The sequence below is a fragment of the Streptomyces sp. NPDC020801 genome (assembly GCF_044334385.1).
Taxonomy (GTDB): domain Bacteria; phylum Actinomycetota; class Actinomycetes; order Streptomycetales; family Streptomycetaceae; genus Streptomyces.
The window spans coordinates 518,177-531,599 of the sequence record NZ_JBIRST010000001.1 but is presented as its reverse complement, the minus strand read 5'-3'; the positions used below and the strand labels follow the sequence as shown (position 1 = coordinate 531,599).

General features: G+C 71.7%; 12 protein-coding genes. 7 read left to right on the top strand and 5 right to left on the bottom strand.

Annotated elements, in window-relative coordinates; all coding sequences use genetic code 11:
* Positions 1-112 precede the first annotated feature (112 nt).
* Together ACH4UM_RS02535 and ACH4UM_RS02530 are read left to right on the top strand one after the other, a co-directional pair.
* Complete coding sequence (locus ACH4UM_RS02535) at positions 113-1,384, top strand: amino acid deaminase (protein ID WP_398172694.1); 1,272 nt, start codon at positions 113-115, stop codon at positions 1,382-1,384.
* A 50-nt stretch (positions 1,385-1,434) separates the two neighbouring features.
* Positions 1,435-3,084, top strand: coding sequence for an amidohydrolase family protein (locus ACH4UM_RS02530; RefSeq protein WP_398172692.1), 1,650 nt, complete (start codon positions 1,435-1,437; stop codon positions 3,082-3,084).
* A gap of 28 nt (positions 3,085-3,112) precedes the next feature.
* Here the strand turns inward: ACH4UM_RS02530 and ACH4UM_RS02525 are convergent, their stop codons facing one another.
* Entirely contained in the window at positions 3,113-3,985 is an 873-nt protein-coding gene (locus ACH4UM_RS02525) for a serine protease (protein ID WP_398172690.1), read from the bottom strand.
* A 106-nt stretch (positions 3,986-4,091) separates the two neighbouring features.
* A complete protein-coding gene (locus ACH4UM_RS02520; protein ID WP_398172688.1) occupies positions 4,092-4,817 on the bottom strand; it encodes a hypothetical protein in 726 nt (241 codons plus the stop codon).
* A gap of 126 nt (positions 4,818-4,943) precedes the next feature.
* On the opposite strand from ACH4UM_RS02520, the gene ACH4UM_RS02515 reads away from it, so the two are divergent.
* The 5 genes from ACH4UM_RS02515 to ACH4UM_RS02495 all read left to right on the top strand — a co-directional run bounded on the left by ACH4UM_RS02515 (position 4,944) and on the right by ACH4UM_RS02495 (position 9,593).
* Positions 4,944-6,155, top strand: a complete 1,212-nt coding sequence (locus ACH4UM_RS02515) for a pyridoxal phosphate-dependent aminotransferase (protein ID WP_398172686.1) — start codon at positions 4,944-4,946, stop codon at positions 6,153-6,155.
* Between the two features lie 102 nt (positions 6,156-6,257).
* Positions 6,258-6,698 carry a hypothetical protein gene (locus ACH4UM_RS02510; RefSeq protein WP_398172684.1) on the top strand — a complete coding sequence of 147 codons (441 nt, stop codon included), beginning with the start codon at positions 6,258-6,260 and terminating at the stop codon, positions 6,696-6,698.
* A 103-nt stretch (positions 6,699-6,801) separates the two neighbouring features.
* Positions 6,802-7,335, top strand: coding sequence for a GNAT family N-acetyltransferase (locus tag ACH4UM_RS02505; RefSeq protein ID WP_398172682.1), 534 nt, complete (start codon positions 6,802-6,804; stop codon positions 7,333-7,335).
* 438 nt (positions 7,336-7,773) lie between these two features.
* Positions 7,774-8,322, top strand: coding sequence for a tetratricopeptide repeat protein (locus tag ACH4UM_RS02500; protein WP_398172680.1), 549 nt, complete (start codon positions 7,774-7,776; stop codon positions 8,320-8,322).
* Positions 8,319-9,593 carry a glycosyltransferase gene (locus ACH4UM_RS02495; protein WP_398172678.1) on the top strand — a complete coding sequence of 425 codons (1,275 nt, stop codon included), beginning with the start codon at positions 8,319-8,321 and terminating at the stop codon, positions 9,591-9,593. The genes ACH4UM_RS02500 and ACH4UM_RS02495 overlap by 4 nt, the downstream gene beginning before the upstream one ends.
* A gap of 91 nt (positions 9,594-9,684) precedes the next feature.
* Here the strand turns inward: ACH4UM_RS02495 and rfbD are convergent, their stop codons facing one another.
* The 3 genes from rfbD to ACH4UM_RS02480 form a co-directional block, all read right to left on the bottom strand.
* Positions 9,685-10,602, bottom strand: coding sequence for a dTDP-4-dehydrorhamnose reductase (gene rfbD / locus ACH4UM_RS02490; protein WP_398172676.1), 918 nt, complete (start codon positions 10,600-10,602; stop codon positions 9,685-9,687).
* The gene (rfbB, locus tag ACH4UM_RS02485; protein WP_398172671.1) at positions 10,599-11,573 is read right to left on the bottom strand and encodes a dTDP-glucose 4,6-dehydratase; all 975 of its coding nucleotides are present in this window, start codon (positions 11,571-11,573) and stop codon (positions 10,599-10,601) included. Before rfbB ends, rfbD begins: the two co-directional genes overlap by 4 nt.
* A gap of 274 nt (positions 11,574-11,847) precedes the next feature.
* Positions 11,848-13,350: a collagen-like protein gene (locus tag ACH4UM_RS02480; protein WP_398172669.1), complete on the bottom strand. Its 1,503-nt coding sequence runs from the start codon at positions 13,348-13,350 to the stop codon at positions 11,848-11,850.
* Positions 13,351-13,423 lie beyond the last annotated feature (73 nt).

Genomic DNA, 13,423 nt, shown 5'->3' with positions numbered 1-13,423 from the left:
TCGATCTTCGGGTCACGGCTCCGTTGACCCGATGTCGGCGAGATGCTAGACACCAGTAAGCGCCACACGCAATGACCGTTGCATATATTGCAACGCCGTAGAAGGAGGGTCCATGCGCACGGAAGCGCTCGCCCGGCTGGCCGAGGAACGCGTCGACCACCGCTTCAAGGGCCTTCCCCCGGACGCGGACGGCCTGACCGTCGGCGAGCTGGCCGCCCAGCGCCGCAACCTCTTCACCGGCGGTTTCACCACGCCCGTGCTCGCGCTGTCCGCCGAGCGCCTGGAGCACAACCTGAAGCTGATGGAGACGTACGCGGCCCGCCACGGCCTGGCCTTCGCCCCGCACGGCAAGACCTCCATGGCGCCCCAGCTCTTCCACCGGCAGATCGAGTACGGGGCGTGGGGCATCACGCTCGCCGTGCCGCACCAGGTGCGCGTGGCGCGGGCCTTCGGCGTCCGGCGGATCTTCCTGGCCAACGAGCTGACCGACCCGGCCGCCCTGCGCTGGGCCGCCTCCGAGCTCGCCGCCGACCCGTCCTTCCGGCTCATCTGCTACGTCGACTCCGTGCGCGGGGTGGAGCTGATGGACACGGCGCTGGCGGGCACCGCGCGCCCGGTGGACGTCGTCGTCGAGCTGGCCGCCGGGGAGGGTGCCAGGACCGGTGTGCGCACGGAGGCCGAGTGCGCGGCGGTCGCGGACGCCGTGGCCGCCGCGCCGGCCCTGCGGCTGGTCGGGGTCGCCGGGTACGAGGGCGAGGTCCCGCAGGCCGACCCGGAGCGGGTGCACGCCTGGCTGCGCCGGCTGGTCGCGCTCGCCGTCGACTTCGACAAGGCGGGCCGCTTCTCCGCGGCGGGCCTGGAGGAGATCGTGGTGAGCGCGGGCGGCAGCGCCTGGTTCGACGCGGTGGCCGACGTGTTCGCCGGGATCCCCGAACTCTCCCTGCCCGTACTGAAGTTGCTCCGCTCGGGCGCGTACGTCTCGCACGACGACGGGCACTACCGCAGGATCACCCCGTTCAACCGCGCCCCCGCGGAGGGCACCCTGGAGCCCGCCTTCCGGCTCTGGGCGCAGGTCGTCTCCCGCCCCTCCCCCGAGCAGGCCTTCGCCAACGCGGGCAAGCGTGACGCGGCCCACGACCTCGACCTGCCCGTCGCCCAGGTGGTACGCAGGGACGGCACCGAGCGCCCGGCGACGGGTGTCTCGGTCACCGGCCTGTCCGACCAGCACGCCTGGCTGCGCACGACGCCGGAGGCCGATGTGGAGGTGGGCGACTGGGTCGGTCTCGGTCTCTCCCACCCGTGCACCTCCTTCGACAAGTGGCAGCTGATCCCGGTGGCGGAGGCGGACGGGACCGTCGTCGACTACATCCGCACGTACTTCTAGATCCGCACGGGCTTTCAGATCCGCACGTACGTCCAGGAGGAGGCGCCTCAATGGATCCGGTCGAGCTCGCCGATCTCGCCGATCTCGCCATCCGCGACGCGGACGTGGCCGACGGCACCGGCGCCCCTTCCTACCGCGCGGACGTGGCGGTCAAGGGCGGCCGGATCGTCTCGATCGTCAAGGAGGCCGCGGCGGCCGGCTGCCAGCGCCCCCGGGCCAGGCGCGAGCTGGACGCGGAGGGCCTCATCCTCTCCCCCGGCTTCATCGACATGCACGCCCACAGCGACCTGGCCCTGCTGCGCGACCCCGAGCACAGCGCCAAGGCCGCGCAGGGCGTGACACTGGAGGTGATCGGGCAGGACGGGCTCTCGTACGCGCCGGTCGACGACCGTACGCTCGCCGAGGTGCGCCGGGCGATCACCGGCTGGAACGGGTACGGCGAGGACATCGACTTCAGCTGGCGGACGGTGGGCGAGTACCTGGACCGGCTCGACCACGGTTTCGACGGCGAGGGCATCGCCGTCAACGCGGCCTATCTGATCCCGCAGGGCACGGTGCGGGCACTCGCGGTCGGCTGGGAGGACCGCGCCGCCACAGCCGAAGAGCTCGGCCGGATGCGGCAGTTGGTGGCCGAGGGCCTGGAACAGGGCGCCGTCGGCATGTCATCCGGGCTCACCTACACGCCCGGGATGTACGCCACGGACGCCGAACTCACCGAACTGTGCCGGGTGGTGGCGGCCCACGGCGGCTACTACTGCCCGCACCACCGCAGTTACGGAGCGGGCGCGCTGGAGGCGTACGGGGAGATGGTGGCCCTGACCCGCGCGGCGGGCTGTCCGCTGCATCTCGCGCACGCCACCATGAACTTCGGCCCCAACAAGGGCCGCGCCCCCGAACTGCTGGCGCTGCTGGACGACGCGCTCGCGACCGGCGCCGACATCACCCTCGACACCTACCCCTACACGCCCGGCTGCACCACCCTGGCCGCCCTGCTGCCGAGCTGGGCGAGCGAGGGCGGCCCGCAGCAGGTTCTCGGGCGGCTGAGCGAGGAGGCCACCGCGGCGCGGATCCGCCACCATCTGGAGGTCACCGGCTCGGACGGCTGCCACGGCGTGCCCGTGGAGTGGGGGACGATCGAGATCTCCGGGGTCACCGACCCCGCGCTCGCCGGGTACGTCGGCCGCACGGTCGGCGAGTCGGCCGCCCGGCGCGGCGAGGCGCCCTGGGCCACCGCCCGCCGCCTCCTGGTCGAGGACCGGCTCGGCACCACGATCCTCCAGCACGTGGGCCACGAGGAGAACGTACGGGCGATCATGCGCCACCGCGTCCACACCGGCGGCTCCGACGGCATCCTCCAGGGCGCCAAGCCGCATCCACGGGCCTACGGCACCTTCCCGCGGTATCTGGGGCGGTACGTGCGGGAGTTGGGCGTGCTGTCGCTGGAGGAGTGCGTCGCACACCTCACCGGGCGCCCGGCGGCCCGGCTGCGGCTGCCGGACCGGGGCGTGGTCCGCGAGGGTTACCGGGCCGACCTGGTCCTCTTCGACCCGGCCACCATCGCGCCGGGCTCGACCTTCGAACGGCCGCGCGCGCTGCCGACGGGGATCGAGTACGTGCTGATCGACGGGCGGTTCGTGATCGAGGACGGGCGGCGCACGGATGTGCTGGCGGGACGGGCGGTCCGCCGGACTCCGGTGTGACCGCCCGCCGCACGGCACTGCTGCCCGGCTACGGCCTGGGCAGGACGCAGCCGCTCGCGCTCAGGTTCAGCTTGTTGCCCGCGCCGAAGCAGGCGGGGATCTGGTAGGTCTCCTCGGCGTAGTTGATGCCCTGGCGGACGGTGACGGTGCCGTCGGCGTCCACCTCGCAGGGGTTGTTCACGGTGCAGCGCTCGCCGTCCTCGTTGCCGGTGTTGTTGACGGCGACCACCTTGCCGGTGGCGTTGTCGACGACGGGCGAGCCGGACGTGCCGCCGATGGTGTTGCAGGCGGAGGTGTAGCGGACGGAGTCCTTCCAGGTCCAGTCGCCCTCCTTCAGTCGGTAGACGAACCCGTCGATGCTGCAGCTGTAGATCCGCTTCCAGTAGCCGGAGACCACCTTGATGGCGGTGCCGGCGACCGGGTGGGTGTCGCTCACGGTCAGCGCGCTGATGCCGTAGGAGCTTCTGATCTGCGCGTAGGTGCGGGTGAGCTGGTAGATCGTGACGTCCGTGTCGGTCATGGTCGAGTAGGCGACCTTGCTCGCGCGGAGCGTGCCGACCCGGCTGCCGGAGGAGTTGAGCAGGCCGAAGGAGCGGCTGGAGGCCTGGTCGACGATGACCTCGCCCGGCGACGGGAAGCCGGTTTCCAGGCAGTGGCCGTTGGTGAGCACCAGCGCCGGGTCGCCGTCCGCGGAGTTGGGGAAGCGGATCACCGAGCCGGAGCAGTTGCTCAGCGCGACGGTGCCGGCGAAGTCCACGGCCCTGAGCGCGGGGGCCGCGCCGCCGGTCCCGCCGGCCGCCTTCGTCCCCGCGACCTGGGTCGCGGTGGCGGCGGCCGCGGGTGCCATGCCCGCCCCGGTGATCACCAGGGTCGCGAGCGCGGCAAGGAGAGGCTTGTTCATGTGGGGGTCCCCTCTGCAGACACGAGCGACCGGAGATCTTCCGGTCGCCTGTCTTGTCATGTGCATTCTGATGGCGTGAGGGGGTGGCCACAAGAAGCCGTCGGCGCTATCTGGGGCGCCAGGGGCCGCCCCTGCCATGCCCCTTGCCGGGACCCTCCGGAGCCGGCGTCGCCGTGGTGGGGATCGGTGCCGTGGTGGCGGCCGGGGCGGTGCCCGACGACGGCCCCGAGGGCGCCGCACGGCGCTCCTGGGCCGCCGAGGCGCTTCGCGGGGCCGCGGGGCCGGTGCCCGGCGTGGCGGTGGCGGACGGCCCGCCGGTCTCCGAGGCGCGGGCGGCGTCCGGGGCGGCGGCCGGCTGCGAGGACGCGGAGGCGTCCGGGCTGCCGTCCGCCGGGGTGTCCGCGCCGGCCGTGGGCCGCGTACGGTCCTGCCCGCCCTGCGAGCCGTCCGGCGACGAGCCGAGAGCGGCGACCACGGCGAGGGACACGACGCCCACCGCCCCGGCGGCGACCACCGCACGCCGGGAACGCCGCGCACCGCGCCGCTCCCTGGCCCGGCGTATCCGGGGCCCGGCGCCCTGCCCCGGGCCCCGTCCGTCCTCGTACGCAGCCGGGGCCACCGGGGCCGCCCGCTGCGCCGGAGGGGGGCCGGCCTGGACCATGGGCAGCTCGCGGGTCTCGTCGTACGCGTTCTGCCACCCGTGGGCGAGCGCCGGGTCGGCGTACTCGTCGTACGCCACAGGCGTCGGGGCCGGCGGCTGGTACACGTTCGGCGGCCCCTGGGGCTCGCCGGCCGGGCCGGGCAGACCGTGGACGTCGGGAGACATGGGCATGGCCGGAAATCATAGGGACCACAGGGGCGGATGAGACAGCAGACGGCCACAAAGGACCATTCCGACGCGTCTCACGTGGCGGAAAACACGAGCCAACGGGCATTACCCGGCCGTAAGCTCCCTGATATGCAGGTGATCCAGTCGACCAAGCTCGCCAACGTCTGTTACGAGATCCGGGGTCCGGTACTCGAGGAGGCGATGCGGCTCGAGGCGGCCGGTCACCGCATCCTGAAGCTGAACACGGGCAACCCGGCCGCGTTCGGCTTCGAGTGCCCGCCGGAAATCCTGGAGGACATCCTCCGCAACGTCTCCACGGCCCACGGCTACGGCGACGCCAAGGGCCTGCTTGCCGCACGGCGCGCGGTCGTCATGCACAACCAGACCCTCGGCATCGAGACGGACGTCGAACACGTCTTCATCGGCAACGGCGTCTCCGAGCTGATCGTGATGGCGATGCAGGGACTGCTGGACGACGGCGACGAGGTCCTCGTACCGGCGCCGGACTACCCGCTGTGGACCGCCGCCGTCTCCCTGTCCGGCGGCACCGCCGTCCACTACCGCTGCGACGAGCAGTCCGACTGGATGCCCGACCTCGCGGACGTGGAGCGCAAGGTCACCGACCGCACCAAGGCGATCGTCATCATCAACCCGAACAACCCGACGGGCGCGGTGTACGACGAGGCCGTCCTCAAGGGGCTGACCGACATCGCCCGCCGGCACAACCTGCTGGTCTGCTCGGACGAGATCTACGACAAGATCCTCTACGACGGCGCCACCCACACCCCGACCGCGAAGGTCGCCCCCGACCTGCTGACCCTCACCTTCAACGGCATGTCCAAGGCGTACCGGGTGGCCGGCTACCGGGTCGGCTGGATGTCGATCTCCGGCCCGCGCGCGCACGCCGACTCCTACATCGAGGGCCTGACGATCCTGGCCAACATGCGGCTGTGCGCCAACATGCCGGGCCAGCACGGCGTGGTCGCGGCGCTCAGCGGACGGCAGTCGATCAACGACCTGGTGCTGCCCGGCGGGCGGCTGAAGGAGCAGGCGGACGTCGCCTACGAGCTGCTCACACAGATCCCGGGCGTGACGTGCGTGCGGCCGAAGGGGGCGCTGTATCTCTTCCCCCGGCTCGACCCCAAGGTCTTCAAGATCAAGGACGACCGGCGGATGGTCCTGGACCTGCTGCGCCGCGAGAAGATCATGGTCGTCCAGGGCACTGGCTTCAACTGGCCCGAGCAGGACCACTTCCGGGTCGTGACCCTTCCCACCGTCGGCGATCTGCGGGACGCGGTGACCCGGATCGGCAACTTCCTGGACGGCTACGGCCAGCCCTGACGCTCACCCTCGGTGCGGTTACGGTCCGGTTCCGCGAACCGGCTCAACTTTAGACGAATTCTAAGCTAGGATGCCTTCTGTCAGCGCACAGGAGGCCATCCCATGTACGAACCGATCCGCAGCAAGTCGGTCCACACCACGATGGCCGGCACCACCTCCGACTTCCCGCACCGCTCCCGCGAGGAGGAGCTGGACATCCAGCTCGCGGGCCATCTCGCGGCCCTGCTCGCCGTCACGGACGAGCTGCGCGCGCTGAGCCCCTCCGCCGAGCTGGACACGGCGGCCGAGCGACTGGCCGGACAGGTGAGCCGGCTGCGAGGCGGTCGCCCGCCGGTCCGCGCGTCCACGGCCGGCGGGACCGTCGACGGCGGCCCCCGGTCCCCGGACCTGCACCGGCGGGCGCACGCGCTCGCCGGACGCGCGCTCGTCGTCGCCGCGTCCCGCGCGGACACGGCGGCGGCCATCCTCGCGGCCGAGCGGATGGACGCCCACGCGGCCACCGCCCAGGAGGAGCCGCAGAGCCTGAGTGGCGCCACCCCCTAGCCCTCGATGCGAGGGCTCCTTGAACGGCCCCGGTCCGCGTGCACCCGCAGCGACGCGCGGACCGGGCGCCATACACCTGCGCCGGCTTGGCAGGAAGGGACCCATGACCGACGCCACCGCCCCCGCCACGGTCCGGCCCGCCGGTCCCGCGGACCTCGCCGCCGTCGCCGGCATCTACCGCCACTACGTCCTGCACAGCGTCGCCACCTTCGACGAGGCACCGCGGCCGCTCGCGGAATGGGAGCTCAAACTCGGCGAACTCGCCGCGTGCGGACTGCCCTTCCTCGTCGCCGAGGAGGCGGGGCGGGTCGTGGGATTCGCGTACGCCGGGCCCTGGCGGCCCAAGCCGGCCTACCGGCACACCGTGGAGGACACCGTGTACCTCGCGCCGGACGCCACGGGGCGCGGGCTCGGCGGTGCGCTGCTCACCGAACTGATCGAGGAGTGCGTACGGGCCGGGGTCCGGCGGATGATCGCGGTGATCGCGGACACCGGCAGCGACGCGTCGGCCGCACTGCACCGCCGTCTCGGTTTCACCGACGCCGGCCGCCTGACCGCCGTCGGACACAAGCACGGCCGCTGGGTCGACACACTGCTGCTGGAACGGGCCCTGCCCGAGAGCAGCGCGGCCGGCTGAAGGCCCGAGGCCGAGGACCACCGCCGGAACCACGAACGGCACGGCCACCGCCAGAACCACGAACGGCACGGCCACCGCCAGAACCACGAACGGCACGGCCACCGGCAGCACCATCGGCCACACCGGCCGGTGCCACGGCTGTGCGCTTCGTCGGGGCCGCCACCGCGGGGAGCGGTCCCGGTCACGGCCGTTGGCTGCCGACCGGTCAATTGACGAATGAGCCACCCAATTAACCGATGAAAACATGGAATTGGAGAACAAAACCCGTACCGAAAGGCACTTCTCCTGCGTACATTCGAGTGGTCCACGACTCCAAGCGCCCGCTGAATGGCCGCCACAACGGAGTGGACTCGTAACGTCGGTGGAGTGAAACGTAGGAGATTGTGGGCAGGACTCGCCGGAACGGCAGCGCTTGCCACCGGGGTGACCGTCTGGGCGATGAATTCCCACCCGGCCGCGTTCCCGGAACCGAAGAACGCGTCGGCGGCCCGCAAGCCCCAAGAGGCGGCCACCCTTTTGCAGGCCGCGAACCTGCAGTCGCAGTACCACGACTTTGCCGGGGCGGCCCGAACGTACCGCCGTGTGCTGGAAATTGAGCCGCACAACAAGGTCGCCTGGTACAACCTGGGGGTCATCGCGCAGCAGGAGGGCAGGACGACCGACGCCCGCAAGGCCTACGACAAGGCGTTGAAGATCGATCCGAAGTACGCCTCGGCCCTGTACAACGAGGCACTCCTGCTGAAGTCGAGCGACCCCGACCGGGCCATGGGACTGCTGGCGCGTGCCATCGCCGCCCGGCCCAACGCCGCCACGGCCCATCTCCAACTCGGCCTGATCCTCGCGCGCAAGGACCGTGACGACCAGGCCGGGGACGAGTTCCGCCGGGCCGTGGCGGCCGATCCCTCGCTGCACTCCCAGGTGCCGGAACCCTTCCGGGACGACGTAAGCCCCACACCGACATCGAGCCAGGCAGGTGCTCCCCGATGACCTCGACCGCAACACCAAGGTTCTCCGTCTTCACCCCCAGCCATCAGCCCCGTTTCCTCGATGAGTGTCTCAAGGCCATGCAGGCGCAGACCTATCCGGACTGGGAGTGGGTCGTGCTGCTCAACAACGGCGCCCGGTGGCGGCCGGAGCGGCCCGACGAGCGGGTCCGTGTGGAGATCGCGGACAACATCCGCGGCGTCGGGGCGGCCAAGCGCAGGGCCTGCGAACTGGCACGCGGTGAGATCCTCGTCGAACTCGACCACGACGACCTCCTGGCGAAGCCGTGCCTGGCGGAGCTGGCCAAGGCGTTCGACGCGCACCCCGAGGCCGTTCTCGTCTACAGCAACACCGCCCAGATCACCGAGGCCGGCAAGCGGGACGACACCCGCTTCAACGAGGCGCACGGCTGGCGGTACGAGGACGTGCGCGTCGACGGCCGCAAACTGCTCCAGGCCGTCTCCATGGAACCGACGCCGCACAACGTCTCCTACATCTGGTACGCGCCGAACCACGTGCGGGCTTTCCGCAAGGAGAGCTACGAGCAGGCCGGCGGGTACGACGCCACACGCACGGTGCTGGACGACCAGGACCTGATGTGCCGTCTGTTCCACATCGGCGACTTCCACCACATCCCCCGCTGCCTGTACCTGCAGCGGATGCACCCCGCGAACACCCAGCGCGACCCGGAGATCAACGCGCACATCCAGCGCGAGACGGTCGCCCTCTACGACAAGTACATCGAGGCCAACGCCCTGGCCTGGACGCACCGGCGCGGACTGCTCGCACTGGACCTCGGCGCGGCCCACCGCAAGCCGCCCGGCTATCTGGGCGTGGACCAGTACCCCGGAGACGGCGTCGACATCGTCGCGACCCTGCCCGAGAAGCTGGACCTGCCCGACGACTCGGTCGGCCTGATGCGGGCGGTCGACTTCCTCGAGCACGTGCCCGCGAAGATCCCGCTGATCAACGAGCTGTACCGGCTGCTGGCCCCCGGCGGCATGCTTTTGACCATGACGCCCAGTTCCGACGGCCGCGGCGCGTACCAGGACCCGACCCACGTCGCCTTCTACAACGAGAACTCCTTCTGGTACTACACGGACAACCAGTACCGAGCCTTCGTGCCCGAGATCCAGGCCAGGTTCCAGTCGTCGCGGCTGGTGACCTACTTCCCTACCGAGTGGCACTCCCGGAACAACATCTCCTACGTCGTCGCCAACCTCATCGCGATGAAGGAGGGCGCCGAACGGAGCGGAGGACCGCTGCTGGTCTAGGTGTACCAGGACGGGCACACGAAAAGGGCGCCCCCGCGGACCGTCGGGTTGCGCGGGGGCGCCCCGGTGTCCGGGGACAGGCTCTCGCCGGTCAGGCCGGCAGTCGGGCGCCCCTCGCGCGGGCTTCGGCGGCCAGGGCGGCGAAGGAGGGCGCGGCGAGGGCCGCGGCCAGCTGGTCGTCCCACCGTGGGAGGGGTACGAGGCCGCACCGGGCCCAGTTGCCGTGGCCGAGGACGCCGAACGCCGGGCGCGCGGCCGGGCGCGGGAACTGCTCCGAGCCGACCGGGCGGATCCGCTCCGGGTCCAGGCCGGCGAGGCGGAAGGTCTCCCGTGCCAGGCCGTACCACGTGGTGTGGCCGGCCGCCGTGCCGTGGTAGATGCCCGCCGGCGCCCGCCCGGCCAGGGCCGCCCGGCCCAGGGCGGCCAGCTGCCGGGCCAGCGCGCGCGACCAGGTCGGCTGGCCGTGCTGGTCGGCCACCACGTCCAGGGTCTCGCGCCGGGCCGCGAGTTCCAGCATGGTGACCACGAAGTTGCGGCCGTGCGCGCCGTAGAGCCAGGCGGTGCGCACGATGTAGCCGGTGTGCGGCAGCAGTTCGGCGACGGCCCGCTCCCCGGCCAGTTTGCTGCGCCCGTAGGCGTTGACGGGCCCCGTCGGCGCGTCCTCGGGACAGGGCCCACGGCTGTCGCCCGGGAACACGTAGTCGGTGGAGACGTGCAGCAGGACCGCGCCGCTGTCCGCGCAGGCCCGGGCCAGATGGCGGACGCCGGTGCCGTTCACGGCCGTGGCCGCGGCCTCGGACCGCTCGGCGCCGTCGACGTCCGTCCAGGCGGCGCAGTTGACGACCACGCGCCTGCCCGTGACGGCCGCGCGCACGGCGGTCGGGTCGGTGATGTCCAGCTGGTCACGGCCCAGTCCCGTCACCACGGCGTCCGGGTCGGCGGCGAGGTCGGCCAGCACCTCCCGCCCCAGGAGCCCGCGGGCACCGGTCACCAGCCACCCGGTGCTCATCGCAGCTCGGCCCTCTCCTTGAGCGGCTCCCACCAGGAGCGGTGTGCGCGGTACCAGGAGACCGTGGCGGCCAGGCCCTCGGCGAAGTCCGTCTGCGGGACGTATCCGAGCTGCTCGCGGATCTTGCTGTCGTCCAGCGAGTAGCGCAGGTCGTGGCCCTTGCGGTCGGCCACGTGCTCGACCCGGTCCCAGTCCGCGCCGACCGCGTCCAGCAGCAGGCCGGTGAGCTTGTGGTTGCTCACCTCCGTCCCGCCGCCGATGTGGTAGACCTCCCCGCCCGTGCCTCCGCGCAGGACCAGGTCGATGCCCCGGCAGTGGTCGGAGACGTGCAGCCAGTCGCGGATGTTGCGGCCGTCCCCGTACAGGGGGACCGTCCTTCCGTCGAGCAGGTTGGTGATGAAGAGCGGAACGACCTTCTCGGGGAACTGGTACGGCCCGTAGTTGTTGGAGCACCGGGTGACCACGACGTCCAGGCCGTGGGTGCGGTGGTAGGCGAGCGCCATCAGGTCGGAGGCGGCCTTCGAGGCGGAGTACGGGGAGTTCGGCGCGAGCGGCCACTCCTCGGTCCACGAGCCCTCGCTGATCGAGCCGTATACCTCGTCCGTGGACACATGGACGAAGCGGCCGACGCGGTGTCGGCGGGCCGCGTCCAGCAGCACCTGGGTGCCCATCACATTCGTTCGGACGAACGGGCCGGCGCCGTCGATCGACCGGTCCACATGCGACTCGGCGGCGAAATGGACCACCGCGTCCTGGCCCGCCATCACCTGGTCCACCACGTCCGGGTCACAGATGTCGCCCCGGACGAAAATGAAATCCGAGTGCTCCGCCACCGGCGCCAGATTGGCCTCGACTCCCGAATACGTGAGTTTGTCGAGAACGGTGATCCGCACCGCCGGGTCGGATCCCAGCCGTTGGCGGACGTATTCCGAACCGATGAATCCGGCGCCGCCGGTCACAAGGATACGCATGACTCTCCGATTTTATTACCGCCCGGCCTGCGGAACCGGGAATGTGCCCGGTCGCCGGAACGTGCTCCTCACGCTACTCAAGGCCGCTGCGTGTTCTCGGCAGGCCGGACGGATTCCGGCTGGTGTCGTCGAATTCGACGTCGGCTGTGCCGGCCGCGACGCCGGAAGCGCGGGCAGAACACAGGCGGTGCCCCGGGGCCGAAGCCCCGGGGCACCGTCGCTCCTTGCGGGGTGGGAAGGGCGGCCGGTGCCGCACCTGCGCTCACCCCACGGATCACGGGCTGCAGATCACGAAGGCCCGGAGCGGTGTGCCGTCGCTGGAGGTGGCCTGCCACCCCGTGGCGGGGCCGGTGCCGGTGAAGATCGGCTCGTTCTCGCTCGCGGCGGAGCCTCCGGCCGCCTGGTACCCGCCGCCGAGGGCCTGGCCCGTGGTGCAGGTGGCGAGCGACGTCGTTCCCTGGGGCCCGGTCACGACGGTGGTGGTACCCAGGGCGCCCTGACTACCCTGCACGCCCTGAGTACCCTGCGCGCCGGTGGCGCCCTGAGGCCCCGTCGGGCCGGTGGCACCCGTGCTGCCGGTGGCACCCTGCGAGCCCTGCGGACCCGTGGCACCGGTCAGGCCGCTCGCACCCGTGGCGCCCTGCGGGCCCGAAGGACCGGTGGCACCAGTGGCACCCGTGGCCCCGGTGTTGCCCTGGAAGCCCTGCGGACCCTGGACACCCACGTTGCCCTGGAAGCCCTGGAAGCCCTGCAAGCCCTGCGCACCCACGTCGCCCTGGAAGCCCTGCGGACCCTGCACACCCACGTTGCCCTGGAAGCCCTGGAAGCCCTGCGAGCCCTGCGCACCCACGTCGCCCTGGAAGCCCTGCGGACCCTGCGCACCGACATCGCCCTGGAAGCCCTGCGAGCCCTGCGCACCCACGTCGCCCTGGAAGCCCTGCGAGCCCTGCGCACCCACGTCGCCCTGGAAGCCCTGCGAGCCCTGCGCACCGACATCGCCCTGGAAGCCCTGCGAGCCCTGGACACCGACATCGCCCTGGAAGCCCTGCGAGCCCTGGACACCGACATCGCCCTGGAAGCCCTGCGAGCCCTGCGCACCGACATCGCCCTGGAAGCCCTGCGAGCCCTGGACACCGACATCGCCCTGGAAGCCCTGCGGACCCTGCACACCCACGTCGCCCTGCGAGCCCTGCGGACCCGTGGCACCGGTCAGGCCGGTCGAACCCGTGGCACCCTGCGGGCCCATGGGACCGGTCGCACCAACGGCACCGGTGGCTCCGGTGTTGCCCTGCGGGCCCGTGACCCCGATGCTGCCCTGCGGGCCCGAAGGACCAGTGGCGCCCTGGAGGCCCTGGAAACCCTGGAAACCCTGGAAACCCCGTGCACCCTGGACGCCCTGGGGACCCGGACCACCGCTCCCCACACCACCAGGACCCTGCGGACCCTGGACACCGGTGTCGCCCTTGTCGCCCTTGTCGCCCTTTACGCCCTTGTCACCCTTTACGCCCTGCGGGCCCTGGACTCCCGGGACACCCTGCGGGCCCTGCGGGCCGGTCCGGCCGCGCGGGCCCTGCGGCCCACGGTCGTCGTCGTCGTGCGGGTCGCTCTTGACCGCCTTGTTCTGCGGGACGGCGCTCACGGCGCCGTTCGGGCCAGGCAGCCCCACACTGCTGTTCCCGCCGGACCGGTGGATTGCGTCGGCGATGGCCGCCGTGCTCGGGGCGATATTGAGCACGACAGCAAGCGCGCCCGCCGAAACCATGGTGGCGGATTTCACGCGCGAAATTCGCATTGTTCTACGGCTCACTGAGAACCTTCCTCGCGAAACTTTGGGGAGTGACCACACTGCA

Coding starts and splice junctions, on each gene's coding strand:
- ACH4UM_RS02535 (WP_398172694.1), top strand. CDS start 113: ATGCGCACGGAAGCGCTCGCCCGGCTGGCCGAGGAACGCGTCGACCAC.
- ACH4UM_RS02530 (WP_398172692.1), top strand. CDS start 1,435: ATGGATCCGGTCGAGCTCGCCGATCTCGCCGATCTCGCCATCCGCGAC.
- ACH4UM_RS02525 (WP_398172690.1), bottom strand. CDS start 3,985: ATGAACAAGCCTCTCCTTGCCGCGCTCGCGACCCTGGTGATCACCGGG.
- ACH4UM_RS02520 (WP_398172688.1), bottom strand. CDS start 4,817: ATGCCCATGTCTCCCGACGTCCACGGTCTGCCCGGCCCGGCCGGCGAG.
- ACH4UM_RS02515 (WP_398172686.1), top strand. CDS start 4,944: ATGCAGGTGATCCAGTCGACCAAGCTCGCCAACGTCTGTTACGAGATC.
- ACH4UM_RS02510 (WP_398172684.1), top strand. CDS start 6,258: ATGTACGAACCGATCCGCAGCAAGTCGGTCCACACCACGATGGCCGGC.
- ACH4UM_RS02505 (WP_398172682.1), top strand. CDS start 6,802: ATGACCGACGCCACCGCCCCCGCCACGGTCCGGCCCGCCGGTCCCGCG.
- ACH4UM_RS02500 (WP_398172680.1), top strand. CDS start 7,774: ATGAATTCCCACCCGGCCGCGTTCCCGGAACCGAAGAACGCGTCGGCG.
- ACH4UM_RS02495 (WP_398172678.1), top strand. CDS start 8,319: ATGACCTCGACCGCAACACCAAGGTTCTCCGTCTTCACCCCCAGCCAT.
- rfbD (WP_398172676.1), bottom strand. CDS start 10,602: ATGAGCACCGGGTGGCTGGTGACCGGTGCCCGCGGGCTCCTGGGGCGG.
- rfbB (WP_398172671.1), bottom strand. CDS start 11,573: ATGCGTATCCTTGTGACCGGCGGCGCCGGATTCATCGGTTCGGAATAC.